At 49.2% G+C, this 18,178-nt stretch carries 13 protein-coding genes and 1 pseudogene; 3 read left to right on the top strand and 11 right to left on the bottom strand.

The window, feature by feature from the left end; genetic code table 11:
- Positions 1-62 precede the first annotated feature (62 nt).
- The 3 genes and pseudogenes from AB4124_RS22255 to AB4124_RS22245 all read left to right on the top strand — a co-directional run.
- A complete protein-coding gene (locus AB4124_RS22255; RefSeq protein WP_339272253.1) occupies positions 63-926 on the top strand; it encodes a class I SAM-dependent methyltransferase in 864 nt (287 codons plus the stop codon).
- A gap of 4 nt (positions 927-930) precedes the next feature.
- The gene (locus AB4124_RS22250) at positions 931-1,650 is read left to right on the top strand and encodes an RluA family pseudouridine synthase (protein WP_441974211.1); all 720 of its coding nucleotides are present in this window, start codon (positions 931-933) and stop codon (positions 1,648-1,650) included.
- A gap of 194 nt (positions 1,651-1,844) precedes the next feature.
- A pseudogene (locus tag AB4124_RS22245) lies at positions 1,845-1,937 on the top strand (carbohydrate-binding protein); the annotation flags it as partial.
- 154 nt (positions 1,938-2,091) lie between these two features.
- On the opposite strand, the gene AB4124_RS22240 reads toward AB4124_RS22245, so the two are convergent.
- The 11 genes from AB4124_RS22240 to AB4124_RS22190 form a co-directional block, all read right to left on the bottom strand.
- Positions 2,092-2,523, bottom strand: a complete 432-nt coding sequence (locus AB4124_RS22240; RefSeq protein WP_076321038.1) for a MarR family transcriptional regulator — start codon at positions 2,521-2,523, stop codon at positions 2,092-2,094.
- A 417-nt stretch (positions 2,524-2,940) separates the two neighbouring features.
- Positions 2,941-5,400 (bottom strand): DNA gyrase subunit A, encoded by a 2,460-nt coding sequence (gene gyrA / locus AB4124_RS22235; RefSeq protein WP_430106858.1) that lies wholly within the window; start codon positions 5,398-5,400, stop codon positions 2,941-2,943.
- Between the two features lie 11 nt (positions 5,401-5,411).
- A complete protein-coding gene (parE, locus tag AB4124_RS22230) occupies positions 5,412-7,391 on the bottom strand; it encodes a DNA topoisomerase IV subunit B (RefSeq protein WP_076321036.1) in 1,980 nt (659 codons plus the stop codon).
- A 115-nt stretch (positions 7,392-7,506) separates the two neighbouring features.
- A complete protein-coding gene (locus tag AB4124_RS22225; protein WP_339293008.1) occupies positions 7,507-8,496 on the bottom strand; it encodes an ABC transporter permease in 990 nt (329 codons plus the stop codon).
- Entirely contained in the window at positions 8,489-9,457 is a 969-nt protein-coding gene (locus AB4124_RS22220) for an ABC transporter ATP-binding protein (RefSeq protein WP_441974210.1), read from the bottom strand. Before AB4124_RS22220 ends, AB4124_RS22225 begins: the two co-directional genes overlap by 8 nt.
- Before the next feature lie 36 nt (positions 9,458-9,493).
- Positions 9,494-10,345, bottom strand: a complete 852-nt coding sequence (locus tag AB4124_RS22215) for a GDSL-type esterase/lipase family protein (protein WP_430106854.1) — start codon at positions 10,343-10,345, stop codon at positions 9,494-9,496.
- A gap of 147 nt (positions 10,346-10,492) precedes the next feature.
- Positions 10,493-11,251 carry a CAP domain-containing protein gene (locus tag AB4124_RS22210; RefSeq protein ID WP_430205694.1) on the bottom strand — a complete coding sequence of 253 codons (759 nt, stop codon included), beginning with the start codon at positions 11,249-11,251 and terminating at the stop codon, positions 10,493-10,495.
- 275 nt (positions 11,252-11,526) lie between these two features.
- On the bottom strand, positions 11,527-11,988 hold the full coding sequence (locus AB4124_RS22205) for a GNAT family N-acetyltransferase (protein ID WP_053493894.1): 462 nt from the start codon (positions 11,986-11,988) through the stop codon (positions 11,527-11,529).
- A 141-nt stretch (positions 11,989-12,129) separates the two neighbouring features.
- A complete protein-coding gene (locus tag AB4124_RS22200; RefSeq protein WP_441974209.1) occupies positions 12,130-13,995 on the bottom strand; it encodes an ABC transporter ATP-binding protein in 1,866 nt (621 codons plus the stop codon).
- Positions 13,992-15,770: an ABC transporter ATP-binding protein gene (locus AB4124_RS22195; RefSeq protein ID WP_441974208.1), complete on the bottom strand. Its 1,779-nt coding sequence runs from the start codon at positions 15,768-15,770 to the stop codon at positions 13,992-13,994. Before AB4124_RS22195 ends, AB4124_RS22200 begins: the two co-directional genes overlap by 4 nt.
- Positions 15,771-16,297: 527 nt before the next feature.
- Positions 16,298-18,178 (bottom strand): dynamin family protein (locus AB4124_RS22190; RefSeq protein WP_441974207.1); only part of this gene is annotated, 1,881 nt, incomplete at its 5' end.

Genomic DNA, 18,178 nt, shown 5'->3' with positions numbered 1-18,178 from the left:
ATTCAGCTTCTGATATGTTGTACAATAAAGTCTAAATGACTATTTGAAGGATGGTTTTCAACATGTATGTAGCTCAGGATTGGCAAGATTACGAGGTCATCGATACCGGGGGCGGGGAGAAGCTGGAACGCTGGGGCGACGTGATTCTCAGACGTCCGGATCCGCAGATCATATGGCCGATTGAACGTGAAGATGAACAATGGCGCAGTGTTCACGGACACTATCACCGCAGTTCGTCCGGCGGCGGGCAATGGGACATGAAAAAGCAGCTTCCGGACCGGTGGACCATCTCATACGACCAATTAAAATTTCATATTCGACCAACCAATTTTAAACATACCGGTTTGTTTCCGGAGCAGGCAGCCAACTGGCGTTGGATGATGGATAAGATCGCCTCAGCCGGACGTCCGGTCAGCGTGCTGAACCTGTTCGCCTATACCGGGGGAGCAACCGTCGCGGCCGCCTCGGCCGGAGCTCAGGTTGTGCATGTGGATGCTGCCAAGGGGATGGTTCAATGGGCCAAGGAAAATGCGGCATTGTCCGGCCTCGCCGACCGTCCTATCCGTTATATTACGGATGATGTATTTAAATTCGTGCAACGAGAGCAGCGTCGAGGGAACAAATACGATGCGATCATTATGGACCCTCCATCTTATGGCCGCGGTCCAAGTGGAGAAACGTGGAAGCTTGAACAAAGCTTGTACCCATTTCTCGAAAGCTGCATGAGCATTGTATCGGATAATCCGCTGTTTATGCTGATTAACTCCTATACGACCGGCATCTCCCCTACCGTTCTGAATAACATGCTGACCATGACCATGAAGCCGAAATACGGCGGTATCATCAGTGCGGGTGAAATCGGATTGCCGATTACCCGATCCGGTATGAACCTGCCATGCGGCATCCTGGGTCGCTGGGAGTCCTGATTCGATGAGCAAGCGGGAACCAGCAGCATATCCGGTAGTGCCGATAATTTTCGAGGATAATCATGTGTTAGGTGTAACCAAGCCAGTAAACATCCCCTCCCAGGAGGATGCTACCGGCGATCCCGACATGCTGACGATTTTGAAACAGGATATCAAGGAGCGCTACAATAAACCGGGCAATGTATTTTTGGGGTTGGTTCACCGTCTGGACCGTCCGGTTGGCGGAGCGATGGTCTTTGCCAAGACCTCCAAAGCCGCATCCCGATTATCGGAAGCCGTCCGCAATCGCAGCTTCCGCAAGCAGTATGTAGCGGTCGTTCACGGGATTCCTTCGAAAACCTCAGGTCGGCTCGTAAATATGCTGTATAAAGATGTGAAAACCAACACCGTCCATGTCACCTCTAAAGGTACCGACGGGGCCAAGGAGGCCATTCTGGATTACACCGTGCTCCAAACGGCGGAAGGCTTCAGCCTCGTCCTGATCGAGCTGCACACGGGCAGGCCACACCAAATCCGTGTACAGCTGAGCCATGCGGGACATCCGCTGTTCGGAGATCAGAAGTATGGAAGCAAGGTGAACAAAGCCGGGCAGCAGATTGCCTTATGGTCCGTATTGGTCGGATTTCCGCACCCCGTTACCAAAGAGGAAATCGCCATCCGTTCCATGCCGGCATCCGTCTATCCCTGGAGTCTCTTCTCCATGGACAAGCTGGAGGTCACATAACGGTTCTATACAATAGAACTCAAAAAAAACGAAATCCATCCTTGGATTTCGTTTTTTCATGCCTCTGTTTCACCGTGGAAAATATTGTAATATTCTATCCCTCTATGATATTATATTATCCCTTTACTTTTATCAAAGAATACCAAAGAATAGTAAATATATTATTTTAACATTATTTAGTTGATTTAGTCACATATGGAGGCAATACCGATGAGTGCCGCCAAGCCCACACACCCCTACCTGGTTGGGAACCCTCTAACGTCGCGGCTTTGTGGTTGCTTAAGTAATCCCATTACGTCTTGTGAACATTCGAAATCGTGGTGTGACCATGATCTTGATGTTCAATAGAATGAAGATATGTAATAGCCCCCAAGGTAGCTGCCGTATGCAGTCGCCCAGGGGCTTCTCTACGTTTGCAACGTCAACGTTAGCATCAAGAACTCACGCCTCAACCAGAACTTCCTTTGGAGCTGTATTAATCTTCCCTAATAGATAGATAAGCAGCTGTTGATTATGCGAGGATATACGATTCAGAATTTGGGAAAGGTACTCATCCCTAACTTGTAACCCGCGCGTATATTCCTCTCGCCCTTTATAGGATATCGTCACCCAGACGATCCGTCTGTCATTTTCGTCCCGTTCCCGTTTGATCAATCCATTCTTCTCCATCCGGTCCAATAGCATCGTCACGGCTGCCGGACTTGTAGCCAGGTAAGGAATGAAATCGGAAGGTTTCATTCGCTCTAGCTCAGCAAGCACCTCCAGCACCATCAATTGCGATTCCGTCAATGTCGGTGCTAATCCGGCTTCCATATGGAGCTTATAGTCCTTAGCCAGCTTGGACCACACCTTGGCGAATTCGGCAGTATGCATGTTTATCCCGTCCCTTCAATTATGTCTGTCATGATCAAACATCGGATACCATCCGTGGATGTTGCACTGTACTTCGATGAATGGATTTCGTTTTGAACCAAAGTCATGATTCCATAATAGTTTATAGGATTAACTTTTCGCGGGGAACCTCCTAATATCCTTCTTTTTTCGTTAAAAAATATAATTTCCAACCAACCGACAAAACCCGCCATCCCTTATATGACGGCGTTTTTCAAGGTTCACCTCACTTCGACATGGACGGACATATGTCAAATAGTATAAATAACAGTTCAAATATTACGCAAACACAAAATATAGCAAAAGCACCTCGACAAATATCATCGAAGGTGCTTTTCATCCATCTATCTTACAACAAACTTGAAACTACCTAAACGAAGGATGTTCATTCATTCTTGTTTAACTTTCTTTGCCTAACTCCGCATGCGGAAGACTTACCACATCAACAATCTGTCCTTGCTTGCCAACATCGGCAAGCAGCTTGCCTATCGATTTACGTTCCGCGATCGGAACTTTCTCCGTCTGAATCAGATAAGCTTGCCCGTCTTCGCTGTACGCCATAATCTGCAGCGGTTCACGGCAATAGAAAGCACCGACAATGGCGCTGCCGTTAGGCTTCACCCGCTTGCCTTCCTTAAACTCAAACGTAGCCATTCCTTTTCCGCCGCGGCTTTGCGTCTGGTAATCCAACACCAAGCTGCGCTTACCATAGCCAAGATCCGTGATGGTTAAAATTTCACCCTCATCGTTCTCCACCCATAACGCTGCAACGACTTCGTCCCCGTCACGGAGTTGGATTCCCCGGACCCCGCCGGATACGCGTCCCATGGCGTTGACTTCCTGCTCATTAAACCGGATGCTCATCCCTTCTCTCGAGATCAGCACAATATCTTTACTGCTATCACTTACGACGACCTGGATAATGCTATCTTCCGCAGCAACCTTGGCTGCCGCAACAGCGCCAGCCCGCTTGGTGACATACTCCTTGAGTTCTGTGCGCTTCACCTGACCTTTGCGGCTGACGAACACAAGGGATTTGCCCTCTTCTTCAAAGTTCGAAACCGGAATGACTGATACGATGTGATCCTCTTTCGGCACCTGAATCACGTTCACGATGGCCGTACCAGCATCTTTCCATTTGTATTCCGGAATCTGGTGAACCGGCAATAAGAAATACTGTCCACGGCTCGTGAATATGAGCAGATTCTCCAGAGTATTGACTTCAAACAGTCGGGTGATGTAATCCCCTTCCTTAACGCCTGAGCTTTCCAGCTCACCGCCGCTTCGGGTGAAGGATAACATGCTGGTACGCTTGATATAGCCTTCATTAGACAGAGTTACGAGCACGTCCTCGGCGTTAACCAGCACTTCCAGATTAACCTTGATCTCTTCCACTTCTTCCTGAATGACCGAACGCCGGTCGATGCCGTACTTCTCGCGAATTTCAAGCAGCTCTTTGCGAATGACGGCAATCAGTTTCTTATCGCTGTCCAGTATCGCACGCAAGCCCTCGATTTTCTTCGTCAACTCGTCCAGCTCTTTTTGCAGCGAATGAATTTCAAGGTTCGTAAGGCGGTATAATTGCAAAGTCAATATGGAATCGGCTTGTCGCTCCGTGAAACCAAACATCCATTGCAGATTGTTCTGGGCATCCTGGCGATTCTTGGACGCTTTGATCGCCGCAATGACCTCATCCAGTATATTTAATGCCTTCACCAGGCCTTCCAATACATGCGCCCGATCCTCTGCTTTCTCCAGCTCGTACTGCGTCCGGTGCGTGACGACTTCACGCTGATGCTCGATATAGGCGGATAACATGTCTTTAAGCCCCAGCTGTTGAGGGGTTTTATTCACGATCGCAACCATATTGAAGTTGTACGTAACTTGCAGATCGGTCTTCTTGAACAAATAAGCAAGAATCCCGTTTGCGTCGGCATCCTTCTTCAGCTCAACGACGATGCGAAGTCCTTCCCTTCCGCTCTCATCGCGAACCTCGGCGATGCCCTCGACCTTTTTCTCCAGTCGTATGTTCTCCATAGCGGTAACAAGCCGGGACTTAACAACCTGGTAAGGAATTTCCGTGATGACAATCTGCTGCTTGCCGCCGCGAAGCGATTCAATATCCGTCTTCGACCGCAGATAAACGCGGCCTTTGCCTGTCCGATAGGCATCCAAAATGCCTTCGCCGCCCATAATGATACCACTGGTCGGGAAGTCCGGACCTTTGATAAAGGTCATAATCTCGGCCAGCTCAATCTCCGGCTTCTGCATGACAGCAATACAAGCATCGATCACTTCCCGCAGATTGTGAGGCGGGATTTCAGTCGCGAAGCCTGCGGAAATCCCGCTAGCTCCGTTCACTAGCAGGTTTGGGTACCGTGAAGGCAGCACAACCGGTTCCTTAGCCGTGTTATCAAAATTATCCTTAAACAGCACGGTCCGCTTCTCGATATCCCGAAGCAGCTCCATGGCAATCCGCGACAATCTGGCCTCGGTATAACGCATCGCTGCTGCAGGATCATCGTCCTGGGAGCCCCAGTTTCCGTGACCATCTACAAGCACATGCCCCATCTTCCAAGGCTGAGCCATCCGAACCATACCTTCATAAATCGAAGAATCCCCGTGCGGATGGTAATTACCCATGACATCCCCGACCGTTTTCGCCGATTTACGATATGGTTTATCCGGTGTGTTACCCGAATCGTACATGGCATAAAGAATCCGGCGCTGAACGGGCTTCAGGCCGTCACGGACGTCCGGGATTGCCCGGTCCTGAATAATATACTTGGAATACCGGCCAAATCGGTCACCTACGACCTCTTCCAGATAAGCCGGTAAAAATTGCTCCGATAAACTCATTCCTTCACCTTCTATTCCTCAAACTCCGCGAAGTTGACATTTTCTACAATCCACCGCTTGCGAGGGTCTACTTTATCCCCCATCAGCGTAGACACACGACGCTCCGCTTTGGCAGCATCATCGATTTGTACCTGCAGCAATGTCCGTGTTTCCGGGTTCATCGTCGTTTCCCATAATTGCTCCGGGTTCATCTCGCCCAATCCTTTGTAACGCTGAAGTTCATAGTTCTTGAATTCCTTCAAGTAATTAGCCAGCTGCCCTTCTGTCCAAGCATACCGTACCGTCTCCAGCTTTCCGGACTTGCTTGCGATTTTATATAGTGGAGGCTGCGCAAGATAGACGCGGCCTTCATCAATCAGCGGTTTCATGTACCTGTAGAAGAACGTAAGCAGCAGCACCTGAATGTGAGCGCCATCCGTATCCGCATCGGTCATGATGATAATTTTCGAATAATTGCTGTCCCCGGCGGTGAACTCCGTACCGATTCCTGCTCCGATCGCCGCTACAATTGCACGGTATTCATCATTCTTCAGGATGTCGGCCAGCTTCGATTTCTCCGGATTCATCGGTTTCCCTTTAAGAGGCAGTATAGCCTGGATTTTCGAATCCCTTCCCTGCTTCGCAGAGCCGCCAGCGGAGTCCCCTTCAACAATAAACAACTCGGTTCTCGTAAAATCCTTGGACTGTGCCGGCGTCAGCTTGCCGCCCAGATTGGAGCTTTCGCTGCGCTTCTTGCCGGTGCGCATCTCATCTCTTGCTTTACGGGCCGCTTCACGCGCTTTGGAGGCCTGAATGGCCTTCTTTAACAGCGTTTGTGCGATCTGCGGATTCTCCTCGAGGAAGATTTGCATCTTCTCCGTGACAATGCTGTCAACCGCACTGCGCGCAGAGGCGCTTCCCAACTGGTCCTTGGTCTGGCCGACAAATTCGACCTCAGCCATCTTAACGCTGATGACGGTCATCATGCCTTCCCGAAGATCATTCCCCTCCAGGTTCTTGTCCTTTTCCTTCAAAAGATTGTTCTTGCGGGCATAATCATTCATGACACGGGTATACGCTGTCTTAAAACCCGTCTCATGCGTACCGCCCCCGCGCGTCGGGATGGAGTTAACGAATGAAGCCAACGTTTCGGTATAGCCTGCATTATATTGAAGGGCGATTTCAACTTCGATATCATCCTTCTCCGCATAAAAATGGATCACATCATGCAGCACATCTTTGCCTTCATTCAAGAACTGCACGAACTGGCTTGCGCCGCCTTCATAGAAAAACTCTTCCCCGTTGCCGCTGCGCTCGTCTTTCAATACAATACGAAGTCCGGAGTTCAGGAAGGCAATTTCCTGTAAGCGCTCTGCAAGCGTGTCGTAGTTCAGGTGCGTTCCCGTGGTAAACACGCGTGCATCCGGTTTAAACGTAATCTTCGTCCCGGTTTTGTTCGTATTACCAAGCACTTCAAGGCCCGTTACCGGTTCCCCGACATGCTCTTTTCCTTTTTTGTCCTTCCAGTATTCAAACCGTTGGCGGTGAATTTTACCATCACGGTAAATTTCCACCTCCAGCCACTCGGACAGCGCATTGGTCACAGATGCGCCAACGCCGTGAAGACCGCCGGACTTCTTATATCCGGAACCGCCGAATTTACCGCCGGCATGCAAAATCGTAAATACAACCTGCGGGGTGGGGATGCCTGTCTTGTGCATTCCGGTTGGAATACCTCGTCCGTTATCGTATACCGTCGCGGACCCGTCTTTATGCAATGTAATTTCAATTCTCGAGCAGTACTTGGCCAAATGCTCGTCTACGGCGTTGTCCACAATTTCCCATACCAGATGATGCAAGCCTGACGAGCTTGTGCTCCCTATGTACATGCCTGGCCGTTTGCGCACCGCAACGAGGCCTTCGAGCACTTGAATGTCGTCAGCATCGTATCCTGAACGGTTGTTACCGCCGTTCTTCGATGACTCTGCAAACATATCGATCTGTTCGACCATTCATGCTCCTCCTTCAATTTCACGTATCTAGTGTATTTCTATTTCTACATTTCAATATTTTAGAAGAACGCTGTTCTCTAAAAAATGCAAACAAATGTTTCATGCTTTGTCCATTTTAATTCAAGATATCCCTTCTCGTAAAGACACTGAATGAAACAATAACCGCACAAATTGCCCAGAGGGCCAATACCACAAGGGAAAAATTCAAAGTCATCCCCTCAATTGGCGGCAAATTGCCGGCTAAATAATTGGTCAAATTCAGGTTTACCATGAACAAATATTTCGCGCTGCTCCACGCCGATGCCATATTCGTCAGAATATTTCCGGCAATTAATGCGGCCATCATAATCACAATGCTCGCCGCTGTACTTCGAACCAGCACGGACACCATAAAGGCCAGCATACCGACACATACGCCGACAAACCACACCAATCCGCCCTGCATCAGCAAATACTTCCACTGAGGAACAGCATGAACGCCAGACATATCCACATCAGAACCAACAATTTGGAATCCCGTGAATACCGGTATGTCAAACCCCTTGTATCCGAAGGCAAGACCGGAGATCAGATAGGCTATGACAAAGGTGGAAACGACAATAAGAGACGTAAACATGATCAAGGCGATCAGTTTACTCAGCAGCACCTTCCATCGCTTCACAGGCCTTGTCAGCAGCATCTTGATGGTACCGGTTGTCCGTTCGCCGGAAACGATATCCGAAGCGATGGCCATAATGAGCAGCGGGATAAACAGAGATATCGCATTATTCAAAAATTCACGTGTGAACGTAACCCCGTTTGGTTGATTAGGATTCACATCATGCTGCAAATAATACTGCATTTGCTGAATAAAGATTTGCCTATATCGTTTCCATTCATCCGGTACCCGGTCACTGCTAAGTGAATTCTCATTATCCGTGATTCGCTGCTGAAGCTCAAGCCGCCAGTCACTGTTGAACTTGTCCCGGCTTCGTTCAGCCGACTTCATCTGGGCATAGGTAAACATGGGAACCAGAACAAGAAGAACGAGCAGGACAACATAGAACCGCTTTCGTTTGATAATTTTGATACACTCGTTCTTGATCAGGGGCAACAGGTTACTCAATGCTCTCACCCTCCGTCATCTGCAGGAATAGCTGCTCCAGCGTAGGATTGATCCGATGAACCTCCCGGACCTGTACTCCCGCGGCTACCAGCCGTTCCACAGCTCTAGACGTGTATGTAGCGCTCATACGAGTTACAATAGCGTCCGAAGACATGCCTGCAAGCAAATTATCGTCGAGCACCTCCTCAGGGCGGTCGACAATTTGGCAATAATCCAGCTTTTGCAATATTCGTTTCCCTTGCGCGGCAGGATTTAGATCCCAGATAACATGATCACTGCTGCCGGCAATCAACTCTTCGACCTCGCCAACCGCAAGCACTCTTCCGCTGCTGATGATCGCCACGCGATGGCATAGCAGCTGAATTTCGCTCAGTAGATGGCTGGAGACAAAAACAGCCAGCCCTTCTTCGGCCAATTGGTGTATGAACTGTCGCATCTCTTTGATCCCTTTCGGATCAAGACCGTTCGTCGGCTCGTCCAGAATGAGCAGCCTCGGTCTGCCAAGCAGGGCCTGGGCTATCCCGAGCCGCTGCCGCATACCCAGTGAATATGTGCTCACCTTGTCATGAATTCTTCGATCCAATCTCACTGTATCCACAACTTCCTGTATTCGCTGCTGGTCAATGCCGGGCTGCATTCGTGCAAAATGCTCAAGATTTTCCCATCCCGTCATATACGAATACATTTCCGGATTCTCCACGATGGACCCAATATAATGCAGCGCCTGCTCCTGCTGGCGGTTCACATCATAACCGCAGACCTCGATCCTGCCAGAGGACGGTTTAATCAGGTCCACAAGCATGCGGATTGTAGTCGTCTTTCCTGCCCCATTCGGCCCCAGGAACCCGAAAATTTCGCCTGCACGCACGTCGAACGACACATCATGTATAATCCATTTTCGACCGATTTTCTTTTTTACATGCTGGACAGATAGTACGATTTCTTGAGCTTGTTCATTCATCGAGTTCCAACTCCCCATATGACATCCTCATCATGCCTACAGCATACCCTCTACAATTCGATCCGCTATCGCCTGATATCCTGCCCCGTTCGGATGAAAATGGTCCGAGGACAGATACTCGCCCAGCTTGTGCTGAAACAGATCGAACGTGGGGACCAATGTCATATTGGGATCCCGGTTCACGATCTCCATGACCGCATGATTCCATGCAGAGACCACAACATTGCCGGGTATCAACAAGTCTTCCAAATCGGAAAAGGGATGATACAGACCGATATAAACGATTCGCGCATCCGGATTAATGAGGCGAATTTTCTCCAGAATCGCCTGCAGGCGTTCAGATGCCTGCGGCAATGCAGCCATCAGCTTAGCAGGTTCGAGCTCCAATTCACCAGAATCCGCCGCCCCTTCCATCAGCCCGCTGCCTTGAAAGATATCATTGCCTCCAATCGAAAGCATAATGACATTGGCTTGCTTCAAGGCATACTGTATCCCCTTGTCGTCCAGCTTGGGAAGGAGTCCTTCGGTAGTCATTCCGTTTATGGCCAGATTCGCTAGCAGGCTCGCTGTTCGTCCATCGCCATTTAATTGATCCACGCTTCGGCGGACAAAACCGCTCCCGGTATTGTCCCCCGTTCCCTTGGCCAGTGAATCTCCAATCGCAGCTACCTTTAAATCATTCGGCAAAACCGATTGTAACGGAGCGCTCTCCGGCTTCTCCGGTGCTGTCTTTTCTTCGGACGCCTCGGATCCCCCACCAGTCAGTAAGGGCTGTCCTTGCGGATCATTAATATCCTTAAACGCATACACAAAACCAAGAATAAGCACAATCGTTACAATAACCGACACGGAGGCAGTGATTCGCCATATCCATGCAGATGATTTCATGACATTCCCCCTACAAAATTCCTCATGTACATTACCTTAAGACTTCTATAAAAAATTTGCAAATCAAAACACGCAAAGAAGACTGCCCCGGACGCATTCTTTCGATGCGTGACCGGGGCAGCCCTTTAGATGAAACAAGATAAGTGCTTATTCACTGATGAATTCTTGAACCCAATATCCGTTGTAATACCCAACACCGATTTTGGTAAAGTTCGGAGACAGGATATTTTCCCGATGACCTTGGCTATTCATCCATGAGTTCATGACTTCCTGTGGTGTACGTTGCCCTTTAGCAATATTCTCACCGGCATAGCCGTATGAAATACCGTAAGCTTTCATCATATCAAATGGAGAACCATGCGTCGGCGAAGTGTGGCTGAAATAATTGTTATCACTCATATCCTTCGCTTTATCCAGCGCCACGGTTGTCAGCTTAGCATGGACCGTTAGCGGCTTCAGACCTGCATTCGCACGTTCTTTGTTCACCAATGTGACAACTTCGGAAGCAAAATCCGATTTCTCCGTAGTACCCGCAGATTCGGAAGGCTGGGACGGTGTTGTAGATGGAGTGCTGGTCTCAGGCTTACTTGTTTCCGGTTTGCTGGTTTCCGGTTGAGTCGTTTCTGGTTTTGTGGTTTCTGGTTTAGTCGTTTCTGGCTTGCTGGTTTGCGGAGTCTCAACAGGTTTGTCTGCCTGAGGCTTTTCGGTTTGCGGCTGCTGAACCACACATTTAAACTGTGATTCCAAGCCTTGGCTCTCCAGGAATTCCTGGATCTTTTGTTGCCAGTTTACATAATTATTGCTCTCGGCAGGTGCAGCAGACGCCGTCGTTGGCAGCATGATACCGACAGCCAATACAGCAGCGATGCTGCCGCCTGCGATTTTCTTTATCCAATGGTTGTTCATGAATGCTCATCTCCTATGCTCATAGTTGTGAGTTTGCTTGACCGCCCGTTCTAAGATGAATTTCTAAAGGTGCTGGACGATCAAACAATAGTTACATTTTTGTAATCTCGTACGAACACATTGTAACACATTTGATATCTTCGGCCATCCTACAATTGTTGGAAAATCCTCCTTGAATTCCTACCTACTTATATAAAAGAGCCCCAATCGGGTTTCAGGCCAAACAAGAAAAAACCCACCCCAAAAAATGGGATGGGTTAATGAAAAGACCAAGACTACAGCTTTTTACTAAACTGGTATCCAGCCTTTTCAAATCCAATATGCTCATAAAATGCATGTGCGGGAGCAAGTTCTTCCCGGTTGCCGCTTGTGAGAAACAAGAGGTGGCTACCATGCTGTCTTCCCCATGTCTCTGCACCGCGAATCAATCTTTTGCCAATCCCTTGGCCGCGGCAGCTTGAGGTTACAATAACCGAAGTAATTTGAGTGACCGGTTCGGTCATAGTGAAGGATTTGACTTGACGAAGCATGATCATACCTACAACAACACCATCAACCTCAGCAATCAGATTGCCGTATAATGGATTGTCGTTCATGGCTTCCATCCGTTCCCGCATGACATTCAGCGTGGTCGGATAATTCAGTTCGCGCATCAAGGATGTGACAGCTTCCAAATCATTCTTCTCAAAGTTTCGAATCAGCAGTGCAGGCGCAGATAATACGCTTTCGATGCTCATTATACCCTCATGCTTCCCTTCTTCTATGAATTCTGAGTAAACTCTACTTCTATTTTGTAAGTTTATGAAGAAGATTGCAAGTATCAAGCGACATTTTTTTTACATTTGTGTCGGTTTTGTTAAACCTTTGTTAAGCCGTTTTTACAAAAATCGGTATTGTGCTTCAATCAGCCCATGGTACGTACCCTGCTTCTGCATAAGCTGGCTGTGATTTCCTTCTTCGATAATCTTGCCATGATCCAACACGACGATATGATCGGCATGGCGGATCGTTGACAAACGATGGGCCACGATGAAGGAGGTTCGGCCCTGAAGCAGCACTTTAAGAGCTTCCTGAATTTTCAACTCCGTCTCGGTATCGATACTCGCCGTTGCTTCATCCAGAATCAGAATCCGCGGATCGGCAAGGAGCGCTCTGGCAAAGGACAACAGCTGCCGCTGGCCCATAGACAGCATATTCCCGCGTTCTTCAACCTCCGTATCGTAACCGCCCGGCATCTGGACAATAAATTCATGTGCGCCGACCGCCTTGGCTACATCCTCAATCTCCTCATTGGTAGCATCCAGACGGCCAAACCGGATATTATCCCGAATCGTGCCCGAGAATATGAAGGTATCCTGCAGCACGATCCCAATCTGATTTCGAAGACTTTCAACCGTTACCGATTGGATATCGTATCCGTCGATGGTTAATTTACCATCGGTAATATCATAGAATCGGCTGAGCAGATTAATGATGGTGCTCTTGCCTGATCCGGTATGACCGACCAGCGCAATTGACTGACCTGCCTTCACGTCCAGATTGATGCCTTTGAGAGCCTGGCGTCCTTTTTCATATTCAAACACCACATTTTCCAGCTTGATGTCCCCTTTAATCGTCGGCAATTTCTTCGCCCCAGGCTGATCATCAATGCTCGGCTTCTCGTCAATAAATTCAAAAATACGTTCAGAGGAAGCCATGGCGACAAGCAATTGGTTATACATTTGGCCAAGCCGATTGATCGGCTCCCAGAAGTTCCCTACATATTGGGTAAAGGCAATTAACAGACCGATGGTAAGCTCGCCTTGTTGGATTAACACGGCACCAAGCCAGAACAAGATCAGTGAACCAAAACCACCGGTAATTTCGATAAGAGGCCCAAACCCTTGGTTCATGGCAGAAGCCTTATCCCAGGACTTTTTGCTGTCCAAATTCATGTTGTCAAAGAACTTCATATTCTCTTCTTCTTGGGTGTAAGCTTGGGTCACGCGGATCCCCTGAATCGATTCATTCAAGTGGGAGTTAATCCGCGAGTTCCGAATCCGTACATCCTGCCATGCACGCCGGATGCGTACACGGAGTTTGGTCGAGATGAAGAACATAATCGGTACCGTGACAATAACAGCAAGACCGAGCTTCCAGTTTATTAATAGAAGAATGACCACAATACCTACTAACTGCACACAGTCGATGATCAGGTTGACAACCCCGTTAGTAAACAAATCCTGCAGGGAGTTAACATCATTCGTAACCCGGACCAGCACAGATCCAGCCGGACGCTTGTCGAAGAAATTAAAGGACAGGCGCTGAATGTGCTGGAATAGATCCGCCCGCAGGTCATAAATGACCCGCTGACCGATGATATTCGTAAACTTGATACGGAATATCCCAGCAACCCATTGAATGATATACATCGCCAGAACCGCGATTGTAATCTGATACAACAAGGTCAGACTTGGATTCCCACTCTTCGGTTCGATAGCCCGGTCAATGGCCAAACTGGTCAAGAACGGAATGGCCAGCTTCGTAATGGTACCGATGACCATCATAAGCCCGATCAAAGGGAGAATCTGTTTCGCGTATGGTTTCATATACGAGATCAGACGTGTCAGCTGCATCCAGTTAAACGGTTTCTCAATTGCATCGTCGTCCTTGTATACAAAACGTTCATTGGTTTCTTCCGAGGGCTTCCGCGGCCTCGGAATCTTTTGCTTCTGATGCGGTTCAGTATTTACATTGGCGTTCATGCTTGCACCTGCCCTTGCGTACCTCCTGCTTGAGCTTGCTTCGCAATAAGGTCCGCATATTGTATTTTGTATACATCCTGGTAAGGCCCCGGCACCGCAATCAAATCGTTATGCTTGCCGCGCTGCACGACTTTTCCTTCATCCAGAACGAGAATTTCATCCGCATGACGCAAGGAAGAGATCCGGTGAGCGATAATAAAAGTCGTTCTGCCGTTCATGACTTCCTGGAAGCCGGACTGAATTTCATGCTCGGTTTCCATATCCACTGCACTGGTGGCATCATCCAGGATCAGGATTTTCGGATCTTTCAGAAGGGCACGTGCAATCGCAATCCGCTGCTTCTGTCCGCCAGAGAGTCCCATCCCCCGTTCACCGACAATGGTATCGTAACCATCCTTCATTTCCATAATAAACTCATGGGCTTTGGCCAGCTTGGCAACACGGATGATTTCTTCCATGCTAACGTCCTTCATGCCGTAAGAAATATTGTTGCGGATACTGGACGAGAACAAGAAGGTCTCCTGGAAGACCGTGGCAATCTGACTGCGCAGACTCCGGATCTTAATATCATTAATGTTCATGCCGTCTAGTTTGATGCTGCCCTGATTCACATTATAGGCATGCATCAAGAGTTGAATAATGGTCGACTTACCGGACCCCGTTCCCCCAAGCAAACCGATCACGGAGCCGGGACGAGCATCCAGATTAATATCTTTGACTGCTGCCATCTTGTTACCGTAAGCAAAGGTGACATTATCAAATACGACATGGCCCTTCACCTCGTTTGACACCAAATCTACCGCACGCTCACGGTCTTCAACATCAATCGGCTGATTCAGCAGCTCCAGCACCCGTTCACCCGATGCCTTGGACTGCGTGTAGTTATTAATGTGAAACCCGATCCCCCAAAGCGGGCCGATTATGTACCAAATCAAAGTAAAGAAAGCTGCCAGTTCCCCTACCGTCATGGAGCCTTGAATAACCATCCCTCCGCCGATGGCAAGCAAAATGACGACACTGATATTCGCAAAGAGCTCCATCATCGGGAAGTACCGTGCCCATAGTGAAGAGGCAAAAATCTGGTTGGTTTTGTAACGCTCATTCCGTTCAGAGAATTTCTCCACTTCGTGCGGCTCGCGAGCAAAAGATTTAACGGTACGAACACCCGTAATATTCTCCTGAACCGCGGTCGTCAGCGAGCTTAGTGCCAGACGCATTTCCTGGAAAGCCGGATGGATCTTGGATTCGAATTTTAGAGCTGCCACAACCAAAAATGGCATCGCTACCAAAGTTACCAGCGTCAATTGCCAGCTGATGGTAAACATCATGATGGAACCGAAAGTCACCATCAATACCAGATTGAGCAGCTGAGCGAAACCGAAGCCGATAAACATTCGGATGGCTTCCAAATCGCCTGTCAGCCGTGACATCAAATCCCCGGTCCGAGCCGTGTCATAGTAACGGAACGATAGAAATTGCAATTTTTCATAGCAGGCGTTTCGCAACGCGTAAGCCAGGTAGTTACCCAGCCTCCCTCCAAAAAATCCGTGCAAAAACTGCATGAAAGCTTTAAGGATGACCACACCCAGCACAGTGAGCGCCAGCTGCGGTACGATGCCGTAATTCTCCAGCTTGATTGCATCGTCAATCAGCACCTTCAACAGCTGCGGATAGACAAGTCCTAAAGCGGTTGCAATCGCCAGACACAGCATGGAAAGAAAAAGATAACTTCGTTTCTCCCAAAAGAAGCCCTGCAGTTGCCTGAGAACATTCATGTTTATCCTCCTTTGGATTATTTTCGTTCAGGTTATGTAGCATTTATGAAGTTTATCATCGAGCTGAACCCGCGGCAAAGAGGGAAAACCGTCATAAATGAGCCAAAAGGACCTAAAGGGGGCAAATAGTAGAACTTATCTTTGTTTCATAATGAAATCATCGGGAATTCTCATTAATACTAGGGGATATAATCACATTGTCAGTCCCTTCAACCATCAGGCTTCATCCACTCTATTCGACTTTTTTGAACATGCTTACAAAAGGGTAATATCCTAAGCTGATTTCATCCTAGTCACGAACGTTGTAGCGGATTAAAATACGTCATACCATCCTCTTGACCTTCATTAGCCCGGATAAACATAGGAAAAAAGGCGCCCCGCCATGATGGCATAGGGAACGCCTTTGGATTGAGGAGTGTATGATTGGAGTTCACCTGCATAAAATCGTTATGCGTCTAGGAGCTCCAGACTCCAACATCTATACTATTCGTTATGCATACATGCTCTTGACGGCATAAAATCCGCCATTACCGAGCTGCCTGAATCATAACATCCAACTCATCTGCCAGCTTACTCCACATCAACGGAGATTGACCGTCCTGAAGCGAACCGAGGATGGCAGCCATGGATTCCTTCAGCTGTTCCTCCAACACCGATCCATGATGCTGCAATGAACGCTCACTCATCCGAACATAGTGGTCCGTCAGCTGCTCTTCCCGAATGCTCACCACACTCGCCACGGCTTCCTTCACCTTCGGCTCTGCTGCTTCACGAAGCTTGGAGCTTCCGCTGCCCTCAAAGAAATGTTTCGGGTTCTTAAAGGTCGGCCAGAAGGACAACCAGTCCCCCTGTATTTGCAATTCCGTTTCCTCCAGCTCCGGCGGTGACCAGTCCTTATCCCGCCGGATAGCAAGAGACAAGCCTTCGCCCATACCCTTGATATCCGCTGCTGCTTTAAGCGCTGCTTCTTCGGTTAATTTGCGACCGGCCATCTCTAATCGAAGCGTTGTTGCCCATAGCTCCTGATCCAGCTCCAAGGATAGCGTCCGCATCAAATCACGTCCGCATGCCGCAAAGGCCGATTTCAGGTGACCTGCATCCTCCCGGAGCACGGAAGGATTAAACGACTCCTGAAAGAAACGGTTCATGGCATAATCCAGCCGCTGCCGTACATGAAACAGCAGTTCGCTGCTTTCCTGCGCGATATCGCGGAACATGTTAATCTCCGTCAAAGCCGCAAGGCGGGATAAGGCTTGTTGATGAACCTCTTCCATCTCCACGATTTTACGCTCACGCGTGGTCTCATCCTGGGCTGCCATATCGGCCCATGCCCTGATTCGATCCCTCACCGAAGCCAGTTCATCATAACCCGCGCGCTCTGAAAGCCTTGGCAGCTCTTCAACCGCAAATCGGCTAAGCGCTCCTTCGAATACAGGGAACCCCGATTCCTTCAATTTTGTTTCATCCCCATAGAGCTTACTATCCAGCGCTGCCAGACTGGAAACAGGGAAGATATGCGGGCTGCCTACCCCACTGGATGTCAAGTTGGTACGAACATGCTTCACCACCTCATCCAGCTCCTCTTCGGATTGTGCAAGGTCTGCGGCATTGACGATAAAAAACATTTTATCCAGAGCAAAACTGTCTTTAACCCTGCCCAGCTGGGACAGGAATTGCCGATCCGCTTTGGAGAAGGCGTGGTTGTAATACGTTACGTATACGATGGCATCCGCATTCTTAATATAATTAAACGTTACGCCCGTATGCCGAGCATGCAGGGAATCGGCTCCAGGCGTATCCACCAGCACGATCCCTTGCTCTGTCATCGGACAGCTGTAATACAAATCAATCCCGTCGACAAAACAGGATTTGGTTTCGTCCGCCACATAGCCTCGATATTCCACCAATTCTACTGTTTCTGTCGTACCCAGTTTGGACTCCATCACATCAAAGCCCGCGGCGGCGGCCTTCAGAAACCCGTAATGCGGCAAGCCGGCCGGGTGAATACCGGCCGGATTCAATTCTTCAGCCACGCTTCGCCAATTCCCCGGATTCGGTTCTTGGAGACCCAGCACGCTGAAGGAGTACTTCAGATCGTCCCACCACATATCGCGGCTCTTCATGCGCACGGCTGCGGTACCATGGGATTTCCCTTCAGCCGGTGCCAGAATCCGGTTCACCGCCGCCGTTGTCGGGTGCGGTGACACCGGCAGGACCGACTCGCCAAGCAGTGCATTGGCGAAGGAGGACTTCCCGGCGCTGAACGCGCCGAACAGCGCCAACGTGAACGAGCCGCCCGCAAGCGCATCCGCGCGGGCGGTCAGATCCCGCGCGGCCGAGGCCAGCGCGGGGTGCGGCGCCAGCAGCGCCGCCGCTGCGCGCAGCTCGGCTGCCGCGGCATCCAGCCG

The sequence above is a fragment of the Paenibacillus sp. 2KB_20 genome (assembly GCF_052115765.1).
In the GTDB taxonomy this organism is placed as follows: domain Bacteria; phylum Bacillota; class Bacilli; order Paenibacillales; family Paenibacillaceae; genus Paenibacillus_AQ.
Note: the sequence above shows the minus strand (reverse complement) of the source record. Positions and strands in the feature narration are given on the sequence as shown.

Coding starts and splice junctions, on each gene's coding strand:
- parE (WP_076321036.1), bottom strand. CDS start 7,391: ATGGTCGAACAGATCGATATGTTTGCAGAGTCATCGAAGAACGGCGGT.
- AB4124_RS22210 (WP_430205694.1), bottom strand. CDS start 11,251: ATGAACAACCATTGGATAAAGAAAATCGCAGGCGGCAGCATCGCTGCT.
- AB4124_RS22195 (WP_441974208.1), bottom strand. CDS start 15,770: ATGAATGTTCTCAGGCAACTGCAGGGCTTCTTTTGGGAGAAACGAAGT.
- AB4124_RS22200 (WP_441974209.1), bottom strand. CDS start 13,995: ATGAACGCCAATGTAAATACTGAACCGCATCAGAAGCAAAAGATTCCG.
- AB4124_RS22220 (WP_441974210.1), bottom strand. CDS start 9,457: ATGAATGAACAAGCTCAAGAAATCGTACTATCTGTCCAGCATGTAAAA.
- AB4124_RS22215 (WP_430106854.1), bottom strand. CDS start 10,345: ATGAAATCATCTGCATGGATATGGCGAATCACTGCCTCCGTGTCGGTT.
- AB4124_RS22205 (WP_053493894.1), bottom strand. CDS start 11,988: ATGAGCATCGAAAGCGTATTATCTGCGCCTGCACTGCTGATTCGAAAC.
- AB4124_RS22250 (WP_441974211.1), top strand. CDS start 931: ATGAGCAAGCGGGAACCAGCAGCATATCCGGTAGTGCCGATAATTTTC.
- gyrA (WP_430106858.1), bottom strand. CDS start 5,400: ATGAGTTTATCGGAGCAATTTTTACCGGCTTATCTGGAAGAGGTCGTA.
- AB4124_RS22240 (WP_076321038.1), bottom strand. CDS start 2,523: ATGCATACTGCCGAATTCGCCAAGGTGTGGTCCAAGCTGGCTAAGGAC.
- AB4124_RS22255 (WP_339272253.1), top strand. CDS start 63: ATGTATGTAGCTCAGGATTGGCAAGATTACGAGGTCATCGATACCGGG.